This is a genomic window from Stutzerimonas tianxiuensis, from assembly GCF_053470365.1.
This window is the reverse complement of the sequence record NZ_JBPVWS010000003.1, coordinates 95601-116829: the sequence shown is the minus strand read 5'-3', so window position 1 is coordinate 116829 and position 21229 is coordinate 95601. Positions and strand designations below refer to the sequence as shown.

The following is a 21229-nucleotide window of genomic DNA, read 5'->3' as shown; positions in this document are numbered from 1 at the left end:
AAAAATTGCGCTCTAAACTAGCACGACGAACGGTAGTTTTGCACCGCCCGACGCCGCTCTTTTATTGGTCTTCCAACACCTTCCACTGCGCTTGAAACAGCGCCATTCAAGCTTCTACGAGCGCTACCGCCTGCTCCACGTCGACCGCGACCAGCCTTGAACATCCCGGTTCGTGCATGGTCACGCCCATCAGCTGGTCGGCCATTTCCATCGCGATCTTGTTGTGCGTGATGTAAATGAACTGCACCTTCTCTGACATCTCCTTGACCAGTCGCGCATAGCGCCCAACGTTGGCGTCATCCAACGGCGCATCCACTTCGTCCAGCATGCAGAACGGTGCCGGATTGAGTTGAAAGATCGCAAACACCAACGCCAGCGCGGTCAGTGCCTTCTCACCGCCTGACAGCAGATGGATAGTGCTGTTCTTCTTACCCGGCGGACGCGCCATGATCGCCACCCCGGTATCGAGTAAATCTTCCCCGGTAAGTTCCAGATAAGCGTTGCCACCACCGAAAACCTTCGGAAAAAGCGCCTGCAAACCGGAATTGATCTGGTCGAAGGTTTCCTTGAAGCGATTGCGCGTTTCCTTGTCGATCTTGCGAATGACGTTTTCCAGCGTATCAAGTGCTTCGGCCAGGTCGTCGTTCTGCGCATCGAGATAGCGTTTGCGCTCCGATTGCTGCTGGTATTCGTCGATCGCCGCAAGGTTGATCGGGCCAAGGCGCTGGATGCGTGCAGCCAGACGCTCGAGTTCGTCCTCCCACGCCGCCTCGCCGGCCTCGGCAGGCAGCGTCGTCAGAACACCATGCAGGTCGAAACCATCCTCATGCAACTGGTCCTGTAGCGTCTTGCGTCGGACGCTAAGGGCCTGCCAGTCCATCCGCTGCTGCTCCAGTTGGCCACGCAGCAATTGTGCCTGCTGCTCGGCCTGCGTCCGGCGCTTCTCAGCATCACGCAGTTCGCGATCGGCGTCTTCGAGCGCCAGACGCGCCAGCTTGAGCTCTTCTTCGACGCCCATGCGCCGCTCCAGCAGTTCTTCGAGCTTCATGCGCTGCTCTTCGAGCGGCGCCTCGCCCTCCTCCAGATTCAGATTCAGCTGCTCGCGGCGCTCCACGGCGCGTTCGAACTGCTGCTCGAGGCGTTCGAGCGCCTGGCGGATCGAGTCATGCTGGGCCCTCAGCGAACCAATCCGCACGGCCAGCTGGTGCGCATGATCCTTGTGCTGGCGGGCGTCCTGGCGAACCCGGTCGAGTTTTTCCCGAATCGAGTCTCGGTTTGCCAGCAATGACTCGCGCTGCTCGGTATCGACGGCCATCGCGTCGAGCGCATCCTGCAACTGCAGCCGCGACTCGCCCAGCTGCTCGGTTTCCAGGGCGCGCTGCTCGGAGAGCTCCAGGAGCTCCTCATCCAGCCGGCGCCGACGCAGGCTCAGCTGCTCCAGCTTGGCCTGGCTGGCCGACAGGCGAGCATTCAATTCGCCTTGCTGACGGGACAGCTCCTGGTGCTGGCGTCGTTGTTGCTCACGGCGTTCCTCTTGCTCGCGTTGCGCCTCTCGCAGTTGGCCGAGCTTTTCGGCCAACTGCGAGAGGCTGGCCTCACAGTCATCACGTTCAGCCTGCAACAGCGCCAGCTCCTGGCTGCGCGCCAACAGCCCGGACTCGGCCTCCCCGGCTCGCTTGACCCTGAGAAAATGCCGGCCAACCCAGTAGCCGTCACGGCTGATCAAGCTCTCGCCATCACCCAGTGAGCCACGTGCTGCCAAGGCCTGCTCGAGGTCGTCCACCGGGCGCACCCGCCCCAGCCATGGCGACAGATCGGTCGCAGAGTCGACCTTGTCCAGCAGACTTCCGTCGATCGGGCCGCGTCCCTGTGCGGCACTGACCAGACGCAAGTCGCCCTGTTCGAAGCCACTCATGTCCAGGCTGTCGAAGTCGTCCAGCAGCACCGCCTGCAGATCCGCGCCCAGCACGGTTTCGACGGCCAGCTCCCAGCCCGGCTCGACGCGTAGCCCTTCGGCCAGGCGCGGTCGCTGGTCGAGCCCTCGCTCATGCAGCCAATCGGAAACACCTTTCCCAGGATCCATGGCGGCCTGCTGCAGGGCTTCCAGCGAAGCAATACGGCCATCCATACGCTGCAACTGGCCCAGCGCCTCCTGCTCGACGCGGCTCGCCTGTTGCAGCTGTTCACGGAGGCCCTCGAGCTGCTGATCGGTCAGCTCCTGTGCCGCAGACAGCTCCTCGAGATTCATCTCGCCGATGGCCAACTGTTCGCTCATCTCGGTAACCATGGCATCTTCCGGATCGCCGGCGAGCAAGCTGAGTTCATCCTCAAGACGTCGCCGACGCTCGGCCAGCCGCTCCAGGCTCTGTTCAAGCTGCTGGATACGCGACTGCTCGACCTCCGCCGTTCGGCGCGGTTCGGCGCTCTGCTGGTTGAACCGCTCCCACTGGTCTTGCCAGTGCTGCATCGTTGTCTCGGATTCTTCGAGCTGGGCGGCAGTCTCTTCAGCGGCCGCGCCTGCGATCTCTTGCTCCGGCTCGAGCATGGCCAGCTCTTCACCAAGGGTGGCGAGCACGGTCCGGTCGTGCCCCAGATGAGATTCGGTTTCCAGTCGGGCCCGCTCGGCCTCGCGCAGATCGTCCTGCAGCTGACGCAAACGCTGTTGGCCATGCTGAATGCTCTGCTCGACGCGTGCGATATCACCGCCGACGGAATAGAAGCGCCCCTGAACGAGGTTGAAGCGCTCCGACAGTTCGTGGTGGCCGTCGCGCAGACGCTCGATGCTGGCGTCGGCATTGCGTTGCTCAGCAATCAGCGCCTCGAAACTGACCTCCTGGTCGCCGATCACCTGTTCACGCTGCCCCACCTGAGCGTTCAGCGTTTGCCAGCGCAGTGCCGTCAGCTGGGCCTTCAGCTGGCGCTCCTCGGCTTTGTACTCCTGATACTTCTCCGCCGACTGCGCCTGGCGATGCAGGCGTTCCAGTTGACGTTCGAGTTCTTCCCGCAGATCAGTCAGGCGAGCCAGGTTTTCATGGGTTCGGCGAATACGATTTTCAGTTTCGCGGCGGCGCTCCTTGTACTTGGATATACCGGCCGCCTCTTCGATGAAGTTGCGCAGGTCTTCCGGCTTGGCCTCGATCAGCTTGGAGATCATGCCTTGCTCGATGATCGAGTAGCTGCGTGGCCCCAGCCCGGTGCCCAGAAAGATATCGGTGATGTCGCGGCGACGACATTTCACGCCATTGAGGAAGTAGGTGTTCTGGGCGTCGCGGGTAACCCGACGGCGGATCGAGATCTCCGCAAACGCCGCGTATTCGCCGAGCAGCGTGCCGTCCGAATTATCGAAGATCAGCTCGATGCTGGCCTGCGTCACTGGCTTGCGTGTGTTCGAGCCATTGAAGATGACGTCTGTCATCGACTCGCCACGCAGGTTTTTAGCCGAACTTTCGCCCATGACCCAGCGCACGGCATCGATGATGTTGGACTTGCCACAACCGTTCGGGCCGACCACTGCCGCCATGTTGCTGGGGAAACTTACCGTGGTGGGATCGACGAAAGATTTGAAACCGGCGAGCTTGATGCTTTTCAGACGCATTGAGGCCTATCCGTGGCAATCGGTACGTGAGCCGGAGCGTCGTATTCACCGTGGGCTTGATGGGTTTCCCGGGGCATTGCTGGAGTCGTCTGGGCGGTCGGCCGCGCAGTTTATCACGACGACAAGCGGGCCTCTCAGGGCCCGTAGCACAAAGCGAAAACGTGTGTGGGGAAGTCAGAAATGACAGGTTTGACCGCGAGCTAACGGCCGGCAGTGGTTAGCCATTGTCGAAGGGAAAAGCCGCTACCACGCCACGACTGAACTGACATCGATGGCGTGAGGAACGGGCGACATCCTTCACAAAGGATGCTGGCGCTAGCCGCCCGTCATGCTCATGAACCGCACAACCTGGACCTGTTCATCAGTCCGGAATTCATGTTTCTCAGGCTTGAGCTGCAGCGCATCGACCAACGCCTGGCGCAGCCGTTCGCTGTCGCCGGGGTAGCGACGCATCAAGGTCTTGAGATCCAGCGCGCCTTCATGCCCGAGGCAGAGCACCAGCTTGCCTTCGGCGGTCACCCGAACCCGGTTGCAACTGCCGCAAAAGTTGTTGCTATGAGGCGAGATGAAGCCGACCTGGGTGTCACTGCCGGCCACTTGCCAATACCGCGAGGGACCGCCGGTGGTGTGGCTGCTTCGTATCAGCTGATGGCCGACTTCGATACGCTCACGGACCTCCTCGCTGGAGCAGAATGTGATCTCACGCTCATGGCTGGAGACATTGCCCAACGGCATCTCCTCGATAAAGCTGATATCCAGCCCGCGCTCGACGGCGAAATTCACCAGATCCAGCACTTCATCGTCGTTACGGCCCTTCTGAATCACGCTGTTGAGCTTGATTCGCTCGAACCCGGCACGACGTGCAGCATCGATACCGGCGACCACTTGTTCGAGCATGTCGCGGCGCGTGAGCTCGGCGAAACGTTCACGTTTGAGCGAATCCAGGCTTACATTAAGACGCTTGACGCCAGCCTCGCGAAGAACCGGTGCAAGTGTCGGCAGCTGCGAACCGTTGGTTGTGATTGCCAGATCTTCCAACTCTTCACGCGCACCCAGTCGACTCAACAGGCTCGGCAACCCCTTGCGCACCAGCGGCTCTCCACCCGTCACACGGATACGCTTGACGCCCAGACTGATAAAGGCGTCAGCCACGGCATAGAGCTCTTCCAGGGTGAGGATTTGCGCACGTGGGGCGAAGACCATGTCCTCACTCATGCAGTAGGTGCACCGGAAATCGCAACGGTCAGTGACCGACAATCTGAGGTAGGTGATGCGTCGGCCGAATGGGTCGACCAACTTCGAATCTGGCATTTCGCTCTCCAGCGGTTTGATGCGCAAGACTAAGACTATTACTGAACGCCAGACGTAGCAAAGGCTGCGAGCTGAATGGTAGACCCGAGGTATCCGGGCACGATTCAGCGAGATTGAACTTTAGCCTGCCGGAGCGCCTTGATATGGCTACAAACAAGGCACTCTTGCAACGATCCTTTTGCCTGCGGATCGAACTCGGGGATACTTCGCGCTCGAGTTTTGCCGGGAGCCCACATGGACAACGACGCCCTCCAGTCGATGAACTGGCGAGAACGCCTCTATATCATCATTTTTTTCACCAATACGCCGGCCGGTAAGCGCTTCGATACCTGGTTATTGGTGGTCATCTTCGCCAGCCTCGTAGTTGTGATGCTGGACAGCGTAGCGCTGTACAGCGAGCGCTACGGCGGATTACTGGACGGTCTGGAATGGTTGTTCACCGGCGTTTTCCTGATCGAGTACCTGGTCCGGATCTACTGTCATCCCGAGCCACGCAAATACATTTTCAGCTTCTATGGTGCGATCGATCTGCTTTCGGTCGTTCCGGCTTTCATTGCCCTGCTGCTGCCAGACGCTGAGTATTTACTGGTAGTACGTGCGATCCGAATGCTGCGCGTCTTCCGCGTGCTTAAACTTACCCAGTACCTGAGTCAGGCCAACTTTCTGATGGTCGCGCTGCGAGGCAGCAAGCAGAAAATCATCGTCTTTCTGCTCAGCGTCAGCACGCTGGTATTGGTTTTCGGCACTTTGATGTACGTGATCGAAGGGCCATCAAGGGGCTTTACCAGCATTCCGATCAGTATTTACTGGGCAATCGTGACCATCACGACGGTGGGGTTCGGCGACATCGTTCCCCACACTACGCTGGGCAAGGCGGTTGCCAGCCTGGTGATGATCACCGGTTATTCGATCATCGCGGTGCCCACCGGCATTTTTACCGCGGAGCTGGCCACCGCCATGCGCGCCGACAGTCTTCAGCAGCGCTGCCCGACCTGCGAAAAACTGAGCCACGAACCAAACGCGGCCTTTTGCAGCCGCTGTGGCACTCACCTGTTCAAACGCAGTGAGCCTGAGCCCGACGACGAGCAGGACCCACCGAAGCAGCAGAGCGACTGAGGCAGCGCTTCGCTTCGCCGATCTGAATCCTCTTCCAGACGCTTCCATTGCGAACTCCGAACCCCCTCGGCAAGCGGCTGTCACAACCTCTGACTTGCCGCGGGCTGGACGGAGACATGCATGCCCTTGCTCAAACTGGTGCACTTCGCGGGCTTGCTCTGCTGGTGCGGCACACTGCTCTACCTGCCTGCGCTGATTGCAGCAGGTACTCGACGCAGTGACCCACTTTTCTATCGTGACCATGCGCATCTGACGCGCATGGTGTTCAACCTGATCGGCACGCCAGCGGCGCTGGTCGCCATTGGTTCGGGTACAGCGCTATTCCTGAGCCAGGGTCTCGTGGCCGGCTGGTTGATCGTCAAGCTCAGCACCGTGGCCGGGATGGTGCTCTGCCACACCCTATGTGGCGTGCTGGTACTGCATATCGAACGGGCGCCTGAGCAGAGCGTGAGCATCCGTTGTCGTTTCCTTGGAGCAGTTGCCGCAACGTTCATCACCGCGACGCTTTGGCTGGTGCTGGCAAAACCTTTCTAGCCCGTGCCCCAAACCGCTCGATCACCTCGAAGATGCCCATGACCGAACGATCCCAAGCCCCGTATCTTTCTGATTCAGACCTTGTCCAGGTCGACCCCGACCGCATGCTCGTAGACCAGCCGGCCGCCGAGATACGCCGCGAGGGAAATCAACACGGCGGTGATCGCCGACAGGTACAGCGCCCACAGCTGCATACTCTGGGCGTCGTTCTGGTAGCGCAGCAGCCAGTTCAGCGAGGCCAGAGACAGCATCATCACGGCGAGAATCGCATGACACCAGGCAGTGATCTTGTGGCGAATCTCACGCACGGTCACCAAATCGATCAGTCCGAAGATGCTGGCGATCCAGCCACCCAGGGCTCCTACGCCGGACAGCCACAGGCCGGCTCGCCACCAGAAGTCATCCAACGTCCAGAGGTGCGCGAGATCAACCGGCAGCAAGCCGGTCAGTGCGGCGACCGGAAAATGGATCAACATCGGGTGCAGCGGGTGGCCGGCTATCGCAGCGCGGCTGTGGATGGATTCTCTGTATCGGGCCATTGGACGCTCCGGCAGCATTTGTCGGGGGTAGGCCACCGCGCAAAACGAGCCGGCGACCTTTTGAAATGGACCACGCTGGCGCTGGCAGTTCCTTTACTGAGTGGCTGTGGCGGTCCGCTGTCGTCGCTCAACCCAGCCAGTCCCATGGCGCGCCAGATATCCCACGTCTGGTGGGGCATGTTTGCCTTCGCCACGCTGGTGCTGGTCGCAGTCAGCGCGATATGGATCTATGCGCTGGCACGCAAGCCGCGGGAAACCAGCGAGGAAACGGCGCTCAAGATCAATCGCCGCTGGGTCATTGGCGGCGGCATCGTACTGCCGAGTCTGAGCATCGTTGTTTTGCTGATTTTCGGCATACCTACCGGGCGCAGCATGATGCCCCTGCCGGTCGAAGGTCAGCAGCCGCTGGAGGTAGAGGTTACTGGCCACCAATGGTGGTGGGAGGTGCACTACCCCGAGAGCGGTGTCACCACGGCGAACCAGCTGATCATCCCGGCCGGACGACTGATAGACGTGAATATCACCAGCGCCGATGTCATCCATTCGTTCTGGATTCCGAGACTCGGCGGAAAAATGGACATGATCCCTGGGCGTACCAATGTCATCCGTCTGCAAGCAGGCCATACCGGCGTCTTTCACGGCCAGTGTTCGGAATTCTGCGGGTTGCAGCATGCGCACATGAAACTGCATGTCGAGGCGCTGGACGAAGCCGGTTTCGATCAATGGATCGCCGTGCGGGAGAACCTCAGTATCGAGCAACGCGCCCCTGGCGACGCCGGTCGGGTGTTCGATGAGCGCTGCGGTCAATGCCACCGCGTCGCGGGCATCAGCAACGGCACTCGTGCGCCGGACCTCACCGACCTCGCCACACGGCCAACCCTCGGCGCGGGGGTGCTCGACAACAACCATGACGGGCTGCGGCAGTGGCTACGTGACCATAAGACGCTCAAATTCGGCAACGGCATGCCCGCGCATGACGACGTTCCGCCGCAAACACTCGATCAGATTGCCGACTGGCTGGAGACGCTCGCTCCATGACTCAACTCGACCAAAGCAGCAAGCCCAGCACGCATCCGGATCAGCTACGCGACCAGTTCAACGACGTCTGGGGCAACCCGCGCGGCTGGCGCGCGCTGACTATCGTCAACCACACCACGATTGGCCTGCGCTTTCTGGTCACCGGAGCCGTGTTCTTCCTGATCGGCGGGCTGATGGCGATGCTTATCCGCACCCAGCTCGCCCTGCCCGGCTATGTGTTGATGGAGCCTGAGGTATACAACCAGGTCTTCACCATGCATGGCTCGGTGATGATGTTCCTGTTCGCCGTACCGATGATGGAGGGGCTGGCGGTCTACCTGATCCCAAAGATGATCGGCGCGCGAGACCTGATCTTTCCGCGCCTCTCGTCACTTGGCTATTTCTGCTACCTGTTCGGCGGCATCATCCTGCTGTCCAGCGTGTTTCTCGGCGTCGCCCCCAAAGCGGGCTGGTTCATGTACACCCCGCTGTCGAGCTCGGCGCACATGCCTGGCGTCAACTCCGACTTCTGGCTGCTCGGCATCACCTTCGTCGAGATCTCCGCAGTCAGTGCCGGTGTCGAGCTGGTGGTTTCTATCCTGCGCACCCGAACCAACGGCATGGCGCTGCACAAGATGCCGCTGTATGCCTGGTACATCCTGGTGATGGCGCTGATGATCGTGTTCGGCTTCCCTCCGCTGATCCTGGGCAGCATTTTGCTGGAGCTGGAGCGCGCTGCCGGCATGCCATTTTTCGATTCAGCCAAGGGCGGCGATCCGGTGCTTTGGCAGCACCTGTTCTGGCTGTTCGGCCATCCAGAGGTGTACATCATCTTCCTGCCCGGAGCCGGCATCGTTTCCACCTTGCTGCCCGTGTTCTGCCAGCGGCCACTGGTGGGATATCGGTGGGTGGTGCTCGGCGTGCTGACTACCGGATTCCTGAGCTTCGGGCTGTGGGTGCACCACATGTTCACCGTCGGCATTCCAGCACTGGCGCTGGGGTTCTTTTCCGCGGCGAGCATGCTCGTGGCAATACCCACCGGGGTACAGATCTTTGCCTGGATCGCAACGTTATGGCTGGGTAAACCGGTCTATCACGTGCCGATGCTCTGGTTGGTGGGCTTCCTGATCGTGTTCGTCTGTGGCGGCCTGACCGGGGTGATGGTGGCGCTGGTGCCCTTCGACTGGCAGGTGCATGACACCCACTTCATCGTCGCGCACATGCATTACGTGCTGGTGGGCGGGATGTTCTTCCCGCTGATGGCCGGGCTTTACTACTGGCTGCCGCACTTTTCCGGCCGCATGCCCTCGGTGCGCCTGGGCCGTTGGGGCTTCTGGCTGGTATTCATTGGTTTCAACACAACTTTCCTGATTATGCACTGGACCGGCCTGATCGGAATGCCGCGACGGGTTTACACCTATGACACCGGTCTGGGCTGGGACATGCCTAACCTGATCTCGTCGATCGGCAGCTTCATCATGGCCATCGGCATCGGCACCATCCTGCTGGATATCGTCTTGCACTTCCGCTTCGGCCAGCCCGCAAAAACCAACCCCTGGAATGCTGACACGCTGGAATGGGGTACCGCCCTGCCCCCGAGTCCTTATAACTTCGTCAGCCTGCCGGACATTACCGACCGTCATCCGCTGTGGAAGGATCCGGACCTGCCCAACAGCATCGCCCGCGCCGAGCATTCGCTGAAGGCCATCGATCATGGCCGGCGCGAAACCTGGGGCTCAGACCCGCTGACTGGCAAGGTCCGTGAAATCATCCATCTGCCTGGCAACAGCTGGTGGCCGTTCGTGGCTTCGGTGTTTCTGGCGGTGCTCTGCCTGAGCCTGCTGAACAAATTTTACTGGGTCGCTTTGATTGCGACGGTCGCCACCTTGATCGTGCTGTTTCGCTGGTCCTGGGAAAACGGTGCGCACCCTGCCGCAGCACCTGACGCGCAGACGCAGCCCGGCGAACCCCCGCTGCACTCACGCACCTTTGACGGCCCCGGCCTCTGGGGGATGGGCGTGACCCTGCTGGCCAATGGCACCCTTTACCTGTCTTTGCTGTTCGGCTGGTTCTACCTGTGGACGGTTTCACCGGAATGGATGGTGCCGGAGCACTCCGACCTGAACGGCTGGCTGATGTTTGCCAGCGCAGTAGTGCTCAGCGCTGGAACGCTGTGGATGCGCCTGGTGCCTGGCCGGCTGCGGCGGGGAAGCGGCGGGCAGCTGATGCTCAATCTCGGTGCGATCACGGCGATCGGTGCAGTGCAGTGGGCGATGTTGCTGTGGCTGCTGCTAACGGCCAACCTGAGGGTGACCGAGACGGCGCACGACGCGGTGGTCTTCGTGATTCTTGCCTACGGGCTGATTCACTGCGGGCTGGCCACGATCCTCACGCTGCTGCAGACGCTGCGGGTGATGTACGGCTACGTGGGTGACAAGGCGCCCTACGAGGTGGTGGTCGTCGAGCAGCTCTGGTACTACAACCTCGGCGTAGTCTGGAGCGCCTATGCCGCGATTGTCCTGTTCCCGAATGCATGGGGGGCTGCCTGATGAAGTACAGCCGCACATCTGTCTTCCACCCCATTCAGATTCCGTTTGGGCTGACCATCTGGAGCCTCTGGTTTGCCATCATGTACGGCTCACACGCGGTGGTCTGTTCGATCGCCCCGCCGGACCCCAGCCTCGGGGTCTTCAACTGGTTGAATGCGAGCTTCGGACTGTTCACGGTACTGGTGATAGTGTTGCTGCTCTGGCTGGGACGCCGGACCTGGAAGCTGTCTCATGAACCGAACGATTTCAATGAACGCCAGGTTTTCGTGATCAAGGTGTCGTCCGGGATTCACTTCATCGCAGCGTTGGCGACGGTTTTCGTTGGCATGCAGCTGGTGTTTCTGCCGCCCTGCATCTAAACCAGGCGCCCAAATATTGCGGGCGTCTAATCGAGCTTCTTGCGTATCCAGTACAGATAGGCGCCGTCGTCGGTCTGCTGGTCGACCAGTTCATGGCCCAGAAAAACGCAGAACTTGGGTATATCGCGCTGAGTCGACGGATCGGTCGCAATGACCTTCAAGACGTCGCCCGCAGGCAGATCGCGCACCTTGTTGTGCAGCATCATGACCGGCTCGGGGCAGTTGAGGCCGCTGGCATCGAGCAGCGCATCAGCAGACAGTTCGGTAGTTCGAGACATCAGAGGCTCCAGAAAACAGGACGGTATTTCGCGCAAGAAAGCAGGCGGCAGGGTTCACAACCGACGCAAATGGCAAGTCACTTCCTCTCGGTCATGATAGAGCTGTTTGCAGCCGATGCTCGCTTTCACCCCTCGTTCGGCAAGCCCATCGGCGATGCGTTCCAGCAGTCGTTTCACCTCGGCATAGCGCTGCTTCATCGGCAGCTTCAGGTTGACCACGGCTTCGCGACACAAGCCTTCGCCGATCCAGGTTTCGAGCAACGCGGCATTTTTCGCCGGCTTTTCGACGATATCGCAGACCATCCAGTTCACCGGGCGCTTAGGACGGAAGGCGAAGCCATCGGCGCGGTAATGACCCACCAGACCGGACTCGAGCAATTCCTCGTTCATCGGCCCGTTGTCGACAGCCATTACTTCGATGTCGCGGTTGACCAGCTGCCAGGTCCAGCCGCCCGGTGAGGCGCCAAGATCGACCGCCGTCATGCCTGGCGCCAGCCGCTCATCCCATTGCTCGCGCGGGATGAAATGGTGCCACGCCTCCTCGAGCTTCAAGGTCGAGCGGCTTGGCGCCTGGCGAGGAAATTTCAGCCGGGGGATGCCCATCGGCCACATGGCACTGTTCTCTGCTTCGGCAAACCCCACAAAGGCCTCACGACCACTCTTGAACGTGAGCAAGAGGCGGGGACCATGGCTGCCCTCCTTCAGCCTGCCGGCTTTCTCCAGCGCCTTGCGCAACGGCGCCTCGAACTTGCGGCAGAAGTTCGACAGCTCTTTGCCGTCGTTGGTATCCAACACTTCCAGCCACAGACTGCTGCACACCGGCATGGATTTCAGCTGATCGAGCAATACACCGATCCGGTCAGTTTCCGGAAGCGCCAGCCATTCCCCGCACGCCCATTGCCGGGGAAATATAAGCCGTGCGAAACGCGCGCCGCGCATCAGGCGTTCAGGCCCTGCCGCGTCGTTGCAGATGAACTCGGCACAAGCACTGTCAGCTTTGGCCTTGGCGTAGCCGGCCACATCAAGGCGAGCAGCCTGGTCACTGATTTCAGCGCAGACCTCGCTCTCGAAACCGGGGCGGCAATGCAGCAGCAATGTATTCATGGTACGAACCCTATAAGCGGCACAAAGCGCATCGGCGCCAGCACCCCCCTGCGACAAAAGCCGCACATGATAGCCGAGTGGGGAACCACGGGCTTGCTGGTTCGGTCCAGTGAACAGTTGCAGGAGTCGTTTGCGTCCCGACAAGCAGCGCCTTTGCGCCGCTGCGAACAAGCTGTCGCGGCCCGACCCTTGCAGTTTAGCCATGACGATTGGCGGCCAGTTTCGTGGCGAATCACTTCGCCAGAAGCTAGGTTCCAAGAACGCTCCCGACTCAATCAGCCCGGCCGTGCGGGCACAAGGAGAGACGAATGCCATCCCTGGACAGCCTGAATTGCCGTCGCAGTCTCGACGTGAACGGCAAGACCTACCACTACTACAGCCTCCCGGAAGCTGCGACACAGTTGGGCGACATCAGCCGACTACCTACCTCGCTGAAGGTACTGCTGGAAAACTTGCTGCGCTGGGAAGATGGCGCCACCGTTCGCGCCGATGACTTCAACTCGTTGGCCGTGTGGCTCAAGACACACACCTCCGAACGCGAGATCCAGTATCGCCCCGCGCGAGTATTGATGCAGGACTTTACTGGCGTACCCGCAGTCGTCGACCTCACTGCCATGCGGGACGCGGTCTCCCGGGCCGGTGCCGACCCACAGCGCATCAATCCGTTGTCGCCGGTCGATCTGGTGATCGACCACTCTGTGATGGTGGACCGGTTCGGCACGGACAAGGCGTTCGAGCAGAACGTCGACATCGAAATGCAGCGCAACGGGGAGCGCTACGAGTTTCTGCGCTGGGGTCAGCAAGCATTCGACAATTTCCGCGTGGTGCCGCCTGGCACCGGAATCTGTCACCAGGTCAACCTGGAATACCTGGGACAGGTTGTCTGGACCAAGGAAGAGAACGGCGAAACCATCGCCTACCCCGACACCCTGGTCGGCACCGACTCGCATACCACGATGATCAACGGTCTCGGCGTGCTGGGTTGGGGCGTCGGCGGGATCGAAGCGGAAGCCGCGATGCTCGGCCAACCGGTCTCGATGCTGATCCCGGAAGTGATCGGCATGCGCTTGACTGGCAAGCTCAACGAAGGCGTGACCGCCACCGATCTGGTGCTGACCGTGACCCAAATTCTGCGTAAGCACGGTGTGGTGGGCAAGTTCGTCGAGTTCTTCGGCCCCGGTCTGGACCATCTTCCACTCGCCGACCGCGCGACCATCGGCAACATGGCGCCGGAGTACGGTGCGACCTGCGGCTTTTTCCCGGTCGATCAGGTCACCATTGATTACCTGCGTCTGACCGGACGTGACGAAGACCGTATCGCCCTGGTCGAGGCCTACAGCAAAGCCCAGGGGATGTGGCGCGACACCCACTCTCCCGATCCCGTTTTCACAGCCACGTTGGAGTTGGACCTGGCCGAGGTCAAGCCATCCCTGGCGGGCCCTAAGCGACCGCAAGACCGCGTATCGCTTGAGGATATCGGTGCCAACTTTGACCTGCTGCTGGAAACCAGTGGCAAAGCCCAGCAGGCCGCCAGCTCGGTCGTGGTGGCCGGCGAAGACTACCGCCTCAAGCACGGCGCGGTGGTGATTGCAGCCATTACTTCCTGCACAAACACCTCCAACCCGAACGTGCTGATGGCTGCCGGCCTGGTGGCGAAGAAGGCACTCGAGCGCGGCCTAAAGCGCGCGCCCTGGGTGAAGTCATCCTTGGCGCCGGGCTCCAAGGTCGTCACCGACTACCTCGAGCGCGCCGGATTGACCACCTACCTCGATCAACTTGGCTTCAACCTCGTCGGCTATGGCTGCACAACCTGCATCGGTAACTCCGGGCCACTTCCTGATGCCATCAGCAAGGCGATTACCAATAACGATCTTGTCGTGTCATCGGTGCTTTCCGGCAACCGTAACTTCGAAGGCCGCGTGCATCCGCTGGTCAAGGCCAACTGGCTGGCATCGCCGCCGCTGGTGGTGGCCTTCGCGCTGGCCGGAACCACGCGGATCAACATGGAAAAAGATCCGCTGGGCTATGACGAGCAGAACCAGCCCGTTTACCTCAAGGATATCTGGCCGACCAGCGCGGAAGTGAACGAGGCAGTCAGCAAGATCGACGGACAAATGTTCCGTACCCGCTACGCCGACGTATTCAGTGGCGATGAGCATTGGCAGTCCATTGCGGTCACCGCTGGCGACACCTACAAATGGAACAATAATTCCAGCTATGTGCAGAACCCACCCTTCTTCGAGGACATCGGGCAACCCCTGACGCCACCGAAGGATGTCGAGAACGCGCGAGTCCTTGCGGTATTTGGTGACTCCATCACCACCGACCACATCTCCCCGGCCGGCAATATCAAGGCCAGCTCCCCTGCCGGCGTGTATCTGCAGGAGCTGGGCGTACAGCCGGAGGATTTCAACTCCTATGGTTCGCGCCGCGGTAATCACGAAGTCATGATGCGCGGCACCTTCGCCAACATCCGCATCAAAAACGAGATGCTTGGCGGCGAGGAAGGCGGCAACACCTTGTATCAGCCAAGTGGTGAGCCCATGTCCATCTACGACGCTGCGATGCGCTACCAGGCGGAGGCTGTGCCCTTGGTCGTCATCGCGGGCAAGGAGTACGGCACCGGTTCCAGCCGCGACTGGGCCGCAAAAGGTACCAATCTGCTAGGGGTAAAGGCCGTTATTGCCGAGAGCTTTGAGCGAATCCACCGTTCGAACCTGATAGGCATGGGCGTACTGGCGCTGCAGTTTGTCGGCGACCAGACCAGGCAATCGCTGGGGTTGACCGGTAACGAGAAGCTGTCGATCCGTGGCCTGGGCGCCGACATCAAGCCGCGTCAGCTGCTGACCGTCGACGTAGAACGTGCCGACGGCGGGCGCGATAGCTTTCAGGTGCTCTGCCGCATCGACACTCTCAACGAGGTTGAGTACTTCAAAGCCGGCGGCATTTTGCACTACGTGCTGCGCCAGCTGATCGAGGCCTGATAGCCCGAAACATATGTCGCTTCAATCAAAGCCCGCTGCAGCACATCTGCAGCGGGCTTTTTTGTGCTGCCATTTATCTGTTGACGCTTAAGTCTTTGGAAAATCAGCCGTTAGGATGCCAAGCACAACGGTCGTGAACTTGGCGTCAAAATGCCATCATTCCCCGCACCGCAGAATTGGCGGACTGACCGAACACAATAAGTGGCTGCAGCCACCCCGACTTGCCAGGCGTATTGCATGCGAAACAACCAGCCCGTTACTCAACGTGAATATGCGTTTCCCGATCAGCAAAGGTTGATTTCGACCACTGACCTGACCGGCAAGATTACTTATTGCAACGATATCTTTGCCGAAGTCAGTGGCTTTGAACGCAGTGAATTGATCGGCGCGCCACATAACCTGATACGCCATCCAGACGTCCCGCCGGCGGTGTTCGGCCATATGTGGGCCACACTCAAGGATGGCAAGCCCTGGATGGGCATCGTTAAGAACCGCCGCAACAACGGCGATCACTATTGGGTCAACGCTTATGTCACGCCGGTGCTGGATGCTCAGCGCAAGGTCATTGGATATGAGTCGGTCCGCACCAAGCCAACCCGTGAACAGGTCGGGCGCGCAGAAGTGCTCTATGCTCGGCTAAACGCAGGAAAAAGTGGGGTTCCCCAGCGCGACAAATGGCTTCCCATCTTGGTCAATTGGCTGCCCTTTATCGTCATCAGTCAGGTTGGCTTCCTGATCGGAGCCTGGCACGACCACGGCTGGGGGTTCGCGCTCGCCGCCCTGCTATCAATACCCCTCGGTTTGATCGGTCGTCACTGGCAGATGCGCGGGATGCGGCGATTGCTAGGCCTGGCCCAGCAGTCAACCAGTGATCCGCTGATCGCTAAAATGTACACCGACAGCCACGGTGCCGAGGCACAGTTGGAGATGGCCCTGCTCAGCGAGCATGCACGACTCAAGACATGCCTGACCCGCCTGCAGGACAGCGCCGTGCAACTGCAGCAGCAGGCCAAGCGTGCGGACGACTTGGCGCATAGCTGCTCTGATGGATTGTCGCGACAGCATCACGAGACCTCGCAGGTCGCTGCTGCAATCACGCAGATGGCCGCCACCACCCAGGAGGTTGCCGGCAACGTGGCTCTTGCAGCGGAGGCCACCGAACAAGCCAACCAGCTCACCGCCCAGGGTCGCCAGATTAGCTCGCAGACTCGCAAGGCCATCGAACTGCTGGCTGCTGCCGTCACCGAAACCGGCGATGCGGTGTCAGCGCTGGCACAGAACAGTAACGAGATCGGCACTGTTGTCGATGTGATCAAGAGCATTGCTGACCAGACCAACCTGCTCGCGCTGAACGCAGCCATCGAAGCCGCGCGAGCGGGTGAAAGCGGCCGCGGCTTCGCCGTGGTGGCCGACGAGGTCCGACAACTGGCTCAGCGCACGGCATCCGCCACCGGACAGATTCATCAGCTGATCGAAAAGCTGCAACAGCAGGCACGCCAAGCCGTGGAAACCACTGAGCAAGGCCGTAGCCAGGCGAGCCGTGGCGTCGAGCGCGTGATCGATGCCGACGGGGCACTGACCGGCATCAGTGAGGCGGTGGGACGCATTATCGACATGACGGCGCAGATCGCTTCCGCAACCGAGCAGCAAAGCGCAGTGGCCGACGAAATCAGCCAGAACGTTGGCAATATCGCCCGACTCGCCGACCAGACCTCTGGCGATGCGCAGAGCTCAGCGCTGCTTTCTGAAGACCTGGCGGCGACTGCACAGTCGCAGTACAGCCTGGTAGAGCGTTTCAACCGCTAACTAAAGCCTCATCTCGCTGATGCCACCAAGCATGCCCGCTTACCGCATTGCGGCAGCGGGCATTCCTATTTCCTATTGGGGCTAAGGACTGCCGAGGAATGCCGCGATTGCGTCTGCAGCCTTGTCCAGATACCGCTCATGGGTAAAGCCTGAGCGTTTCAGTGGTTTGAGATCATGGTCGGCCGACATCAGCCAATCGAGGCGAATCGCCGGCGACAGTGAGTAGCCAGCGACGGTGTCTCGGTTACCCATGGCATCGCGCTCCCCTTGAATAATCAGCGTCGGTGTTCGCAGCTCGGCCAGGTGCGCCACTCGTGGCTTTTCCGGCTTACGTGCGGCATGAAACGGATAGCCCAGGCATACCAGTGCATCGACCGCGAGTTCGTCGGCCAACAAGCTCGCCATTCGCCCGCCCATCGACTTGCCACCGATCGCCAATCGCCCTGCGGTTTGCTGTCGCACCGTTCGATAAACCGCACGCCATTGCTGAAGCAGCTGTGCCTGTGGATTTGGCGGACGCTTGCGTTCGTCGATGCGCCTGCTGGCCATATAGGCAAACTCGAAACGAAAGACCGCCACGCCCCGCTCTACCAGCCGTTCAGTCATCTGCTCCATGAACGGACTGTCCATCGGAGCGCCAGCTCCATGCGCCAGGATCAGGCTGGCGCAAACCGCCCCCTTTGGTTGATCACGCCGGACGAATGGAATTTCGTCGCCCTTTGAGTATTGACCGGCGTCAATACCGGCCATTTGCCCAGTGCCCATCCTTGCCCCCGCTTTCTATTGAAAGAAATCTCTGCTCACCGCAACAAAAAACATGCTCATTACCGTGGATGGAAGCCCATACATGAACACAGCAACCAGTACCGCCTATGACTACAAGGTGGTCCGCCAATTTGCCATCATGACGGTGGTGTGGGGAATCGTCGGGATGGGGCTCGGCGTTTTCATCGCAGCACAATTGGCCTGGCCATTTCTCAACTTTGACCTCCCGTGGACCAGTTTCGGTCGTCTACGCCCATTGCACACCAACGCGGTGATCTTCGCCTTCGGCGGCTGTGCATTGTTCGCGACGTCTTACTATTCGGTCCAGCGCACCTGTCAGACCACTCTGTTCGCGCCCAAGCTGGCCGCGTTCACGTTCTGGGGTTGGCAACTGGTCATCCTCCTGGCCGCGATATCGCTGCCGCTGGGGTTCACCAGCTCCAAGGAATATGCCGAACTGGAATGGCCGATCGACATCCTGATCACCATCGTCTGGGTGTCTTACGCGGTCGTGTTCTTCGGCACCCTGGCCACGCGCAAGGTCAAGCACATCTACGTCGGTAACTGGTTCTTCGGCGCCTTCATCCTGACCGTGGCGATCCTGCATCTCGTCAACAACCTGGAAGTCCCGGTCACAGCAATGAAGTCCTACTCGGTGTATGCCGGTGCGACCGATGCAATGGTCCAGTGGTGGTACGGTCATAACGCCGTAGGGTTCTTCCTCACTGCAGGCTTCCTCGGGATCATGTACTACTTCGTGCCCAAGCAGGCCGAGCGTCCGGTGTATTCCTATCGCCTGTCGATCGTCCACTTCTGGGCACTGATCACCGTCTACATCTGGGCCGGTCCGCACCACCTGCACTACACCGCGCTGCCGGACTGGGCACAAAGCCTGGGCATGGTGATGTCGTTGATTCTGCTGGCGCCAAGCTGGGGCGGCATGATCAACGGCATGATGACGCTTTCCGGGGCCTGGCATAAATTGCGCAGCGACCCGATCCTGCGCTTCCTGGTCGTGTCCCTGGCGTTCTATGGCATGTCGACCTTCGAGGGTCCGATGATGGCCATCAAGACCGTCAACGCACTGTCCCACTACACGGACTGGACCATCGGTCACGTGCATGCCGGTGCGCTCGGCTGGGTTGCCATGGTCTCCATCGGTGCGCTGTACCACCTGATCCCGAAAGTGTTCGGTCGTGCCCAGATGCACAGCATCGGCCTGATCAACGCGCACTTCTGGCTCGCCACCATCGGCACCGTACTCTACATCGCATCGATGTGGGTCAACGGTATCGCTCAGGGCCTTATGTGGCGTGCGATTAACGAAGACGGCACCCTCACCTACTCCTTCGTCGAAGCGCTTGAAGCCAGCCATCCGGGCTTTGTGGTTCGCATGCTCGGTGGTGCGATCTTCTTCACCGGCATGTTGCTGATGGCCTACAACACCTGGCGCACCGTACAGGCCGCCAAGCCGGCCGAATACGAAGCCGCCGCGCAGATCGCCTGAGGAGCAGACTGATGAAGAAGCACGAAATACTCGAGAAGAACGTCGGTCTGCTGACTCTGTTCATGATTCTGGCAGTGAGCATCGGCGGTCTGACCCAGATCGTTCCACTGTTCTTTCAGGACGTGGTCAACGAGCCGGTGGAAGGCATGAAGCCCTACACCGCGCTGCAGCTGGAAGGACGCGACATCTACATCCGTGAAGGCTGCGTCGGCTGTCACTCGCAGATGATCCGTCCGTTCCGCGCCGAAACCGAGCGCTACGGGCACTACTCAGTGGCGGGTGAAAGCGTGTACGACCACCCCTTCCTGTGGGGCTCCAAGCGTACCGGTCCAGACCTGGCGCGTGTCGGCGGCCGCTACTCCGACGACTGGCACCGTGCGCACCTCTACAACCCGCGCAACGTCGTGCCTGAATCGAAGATGCCGTCCTATCCGTGGCTGGTTGAGGACAGCCTTGACGGCCAGGACACCGCTACGAAGATGAAAGCGCTGCGCACCGTCGGCGTGCCTTACAGCGACGAGGACATCGCCACTGCGGGAGACGCTGTCAAGGGCAAGACCGAGATGGACGCTCTGGTGGCCTATCTGCAGGTGCTCGGTACCGCGCTGCAGAACAAGCGCTGAGATCGACGGCGAGTTATCGAGAACGACGCGCTGCAGCGCAGCCGTCAGGGAACCAACATCGCGGGCAGTTCGAGCGTTCGGGCTGCCCAGGAGTAACAGATGAACGCTTTCTGGAGTGGATACATCGCCCTGCTGACGCTGGGCACCATTGTCGCTCTGTTCTGGCTGATCTTCGCCACCCGCAAGGGCGAATCCGCAGGCACGACCGACAAGACCATGGGACATTCCTTCGACGGTATCGAGGAATACGACAATCCGCTGCCTCGGTGGTGGTTCATGCTCTTCATCGGCACCTTGGTGTTCGGCATTTTCTATCTGGTGCTCTACCCGGGCCTGGGTAACTGGAAAGGCGTGATGCCGGGCTATGAAGATGGCTGGACGCAGGACAAGCAGTGGCAGCGTGAAGTTGATCAGGCTGACGCGAAATTCGGTCCTATCTTTGCCAAATATTCCGCCATGACTGTGGCGCAGGTCGCTCAGGACGAGCGGGCGCTGAAGATCGGCGGTCGCCTGTTCGCCAACTACTGCTCGGTTTGCCACGGCTCGGACGCCAAGGGCGCTGTCGGTTTCCCGAATCTGGCGGATAGCGAATGGCGCTGGGGTGGCGATGCCGAAACCATCAAGACGACTATCCTCCACGGTCGCGTGGCAGCGATGCCGGCCTGGGGTCAGGTCATCGGTGAAGAAGGCGTGAAGAACGTCGCAGCCTATGTTCGCAATGATCTGGGTGGTCTGCCCCTGCCGGAAGGCAGCGATGCAGACACTGCTGCGGGTGGCCAGGTCTACGCTCAGACCTGCTCGGTCTGCCATGGTGCAAATGGGGAAGGCATGGCCGCCCTCGGCGCACCGAAACTGACCAACCCAGCCGGCTGGATCTACGGCTCCAGCCTGCCGCAGCTGCAGCAGACCATTCGTCACGGCCGCAACGGGCAGATGCCTGCGCAGGAACAGTACCTCGGCAACGACAAAGTGCACCTCCTGGCCGCTTACGTTTATAGCCTTTCACAGCAACCAGAACGCGTAGCCAAGCAGTAACGCTTTACAGGGCGATACGCCGTATCGCCCTGCTCCTGATCAATTTTCTGCTGTATGCGACGCTCTGTCGCAGACCGCCCACCCCTCCTCCGTTTGCTCCTCCCGCC

The 21229-nt window shown here is 60.4% G+C and carries 16 protein-coding genes; 10 read left to right on the top strand and 6 right to left on the bottom strand.

The genetic code is table 11. The features are described from left to right. Positions 1–106: 106 nt before the first annotated feature. Positions 107–3595: a chromosome segregation protein SMC gene (gene smc / locus ACSSNI_RS05680; protein ID WP_200636956.1), complete on the bottom strand. Its 3489-nt coding sequence runs from the start codon at positions 3593–3595 to the stop codon at positions 107–109. A 315-nt stretch (positions 3596–3910) separates the two neighbouring features. After that, entirely contained in the window at positions 3911–4906 is a 996-nt protein-coding gene (moaA, locus tag ACSSNI_RS05675) for a GTP 3',8-cyclase MoaA (RefSeq protein ID WP_200636958.1), read from the bottom strand. Between the two features lie 234 nt (positions 4907–5140). Between moaA and ACSSNI_RS05670 the strand changes: the two genes are divergently transcribed. After that, positions 5141–6022: an ion transporter gene (locus ACSSNI_RS05670; protein ID WP_200636960.1), complete on the top strand. Its 882-nt coding sequence runs from the start codon at positions 5141–5143 to the stop codon at positions 6020–6022. Positions 6023–6142: 120 nt separating this feature from the next. Continuing rightward, the gene (locus ACSSNI_RS05665; protein WP_102835394.1) at positions 6143–6556 is read left to right on the top strand and encodes a CopD family protein; all 414 of its coding nucleotides are present in this window, start codon (positions 6143–6145) and stop codon (positions 6554–6556) included. Between the two features lie 74 nt (positions 6557–6630). Here the strand turns inward: ACSSNI_RS05665 and ACSSNI_RS05660 are convergent, their stop codons facing one another. Continuing rightward, positions 6631–7095: a DUF2231 domain-containing protein gene (locus tag ACSSNI_RS05660; protein WP_200636962.1), complete on the bottom strand. Its 465-nt coding sequence runs from the start codon at positions 7093–7095 to the stop codon at positions 6631–6633. Between the two features lie 144 nt (positions 7096–7239). Between ACSSNI_RS05660 and coxB the strand changes: the two genes are divergently transcribed. Genes coxB through ACSSNI_RS05645 form a run of 3 tightly spaced genes read left to right on the top strand, consistent with a single transcriptional unit; the run spans position 7240 to position 11020 of the window. Then, positions 7240–8133 carry a cytochrome c oxidase subunit II gene (coxB, locus tag ACSSNI_RS05655; protein WP_200637159.1) on the top strand — a complete coding sequence of 298 codons (894 nt, stop codon included), beginning with the start codon at positions 7240–7242 and terminating at the stop codon, positions 8131–8133. Then, positions 8130–10661: a cytochrome c oxidase subunit I gene (gene ctaD / locus ACSSNI_RS05650; RefSeq protein ID WP_200636964.1), complete on the top strand. Its 2532-nt coding sequence runs from the start codon at positions 8130–8132 to the stop codon at positions 10659–10661. The genes coxB and ctaD overlap by 4 nt, the downstream gene beginning before the upstream one ends. Next, positions 10661–11020, top strand: coding sequence for a hypothetical protein (locus tag ACSSNI_RS05645; protein ID WP_200636966.1), 360 nt, complete (start codon positions 10661–10663; stop codon positions 11018–11020). Before ctaD ends, ACSSNI_RS05645 begins: the two co-directional genes overlap by 1 nt. 26 nt (positions 11021–11046) lie before the next feature. On the opposite strand, the gene tusA is transcribed toward ACSSNI_RS05645, so the two are convergent. Next, positions 11047–11298, bottom strand: coding sequence for a sulfurtransferase TusA (gene tusA / locus ACSSNI_RS05640; RefSeq protein WP_200636968.1), 252 nt, complete (start codon positions 11296–11298; stop codon positions 11047–11049). Positions 11299–11352: 54 nt separating this feature from the next. Continuing rightward, positions 11353–12402 carry a 23S rRNA (cytidine(2498)-2'-O)-methyltransferase RlmM gene (gene rlmM, locus ACSSNI_RS05635; RefSeq protein ID WP_200636970.1) on the bottom strand — a complete coding sequence of 350 codons (1050 nt, stop codon included), beginning with the start codon at positions 12400–12402 and terminating at the stop codon, positions 11353–11355. Positions 12403–12710: 308 nt separating this feature from the next. On the opposite strand from rlmM, the gene acnA reads away from it, so the two are divergent. Together acnA and ACSSNI_RS05625 are read left to right on the top strand one after the other, a co-directional pair. Further along, complete coding sequence (gene acnA / locus ACSSNI_RS05630; RefSeq protein ID WP_200636972.1) at positions 12711–15386, top strand: aconitate hydratase AcnA; 2676 nt, start codon at positions 12711–12713, stop codon at positions 15384–15386. 237 nt (positions 15387–15623) lie between these two features. Then, complete coding sequence (locus tag ACSSNI_RS05625; protein ID WP_200636974.1) at positions 15624–17192, top strand: methyl-accepting chemotaxis protein; 1569 nt, start codon at positions 15624–15626, stop codon at positions 17190–17192. Between the two features lie 81 nt (positions 17193–17273). Here ACSSNI_RS05625 and ACSSNI_RS05620 read toward each other — a convergent pair whose 3' ends face one another. After that, positions 17274–17957: an alpha/beta family hydrolase gene (locus ACSSNI_RS05620; RefSeq protein ID WP_200636976.1), complete on the bottom strand. Its 684-nt coding sequence runs from the start codon at positions 17955–17957 to the stop codon at positions 17274–17276. An 82-nt stretch (positions 17958–18039) separates the two neighbouring features. On the opposite strand from ACSSNI_RS05620, the gene ccoN reads away from it, so the two are divergent. The 3 genes from ccoN to ccoP all read left to right on the top strand — a co-directional run bounded on the left by ccoN (position 18040) and on the right by ccoP (position 21122). Next, positions 18040–19464, top strand: coding sequence for a cytochrome-c oxidase, cbb3-type subunit I (ccoN, locus tag ACSSNI_RS05615; protein ID WP_200636978.1), 1425 nt, complete (start codon positions 18040–18042; stop codon positions 19462–19464). An 11-nt stretch (positions 19465–19475) separates the two neighbouring features. Beyond that, on the top strand, positions 19476–20087 hold the full coding sequence (gene ccoO / locus ACSSNI_RS05610) for a cytochrome-c oxidase, cbb3-type subunit II (protein WP_200636980.1): 612 nt from the start codon (positions 19476–19478) through the stop codon (positions 20085–20087). A gap of 99 nt (positions 20088–20186) precedes the next feature. After that, positions 20187–21122, top strand: a complete 936-nt coding sequence (ccoP, locus tag ACSSNI_RS05605) for a cytochrome-c oxidase, cbb3-type subunit III (protein WP_045427743.1) — start codon at positions 20187–20189, stop codon at positions 21120–21122. Positions 21123–21229 lie beyond the last annotated feature (107 nt).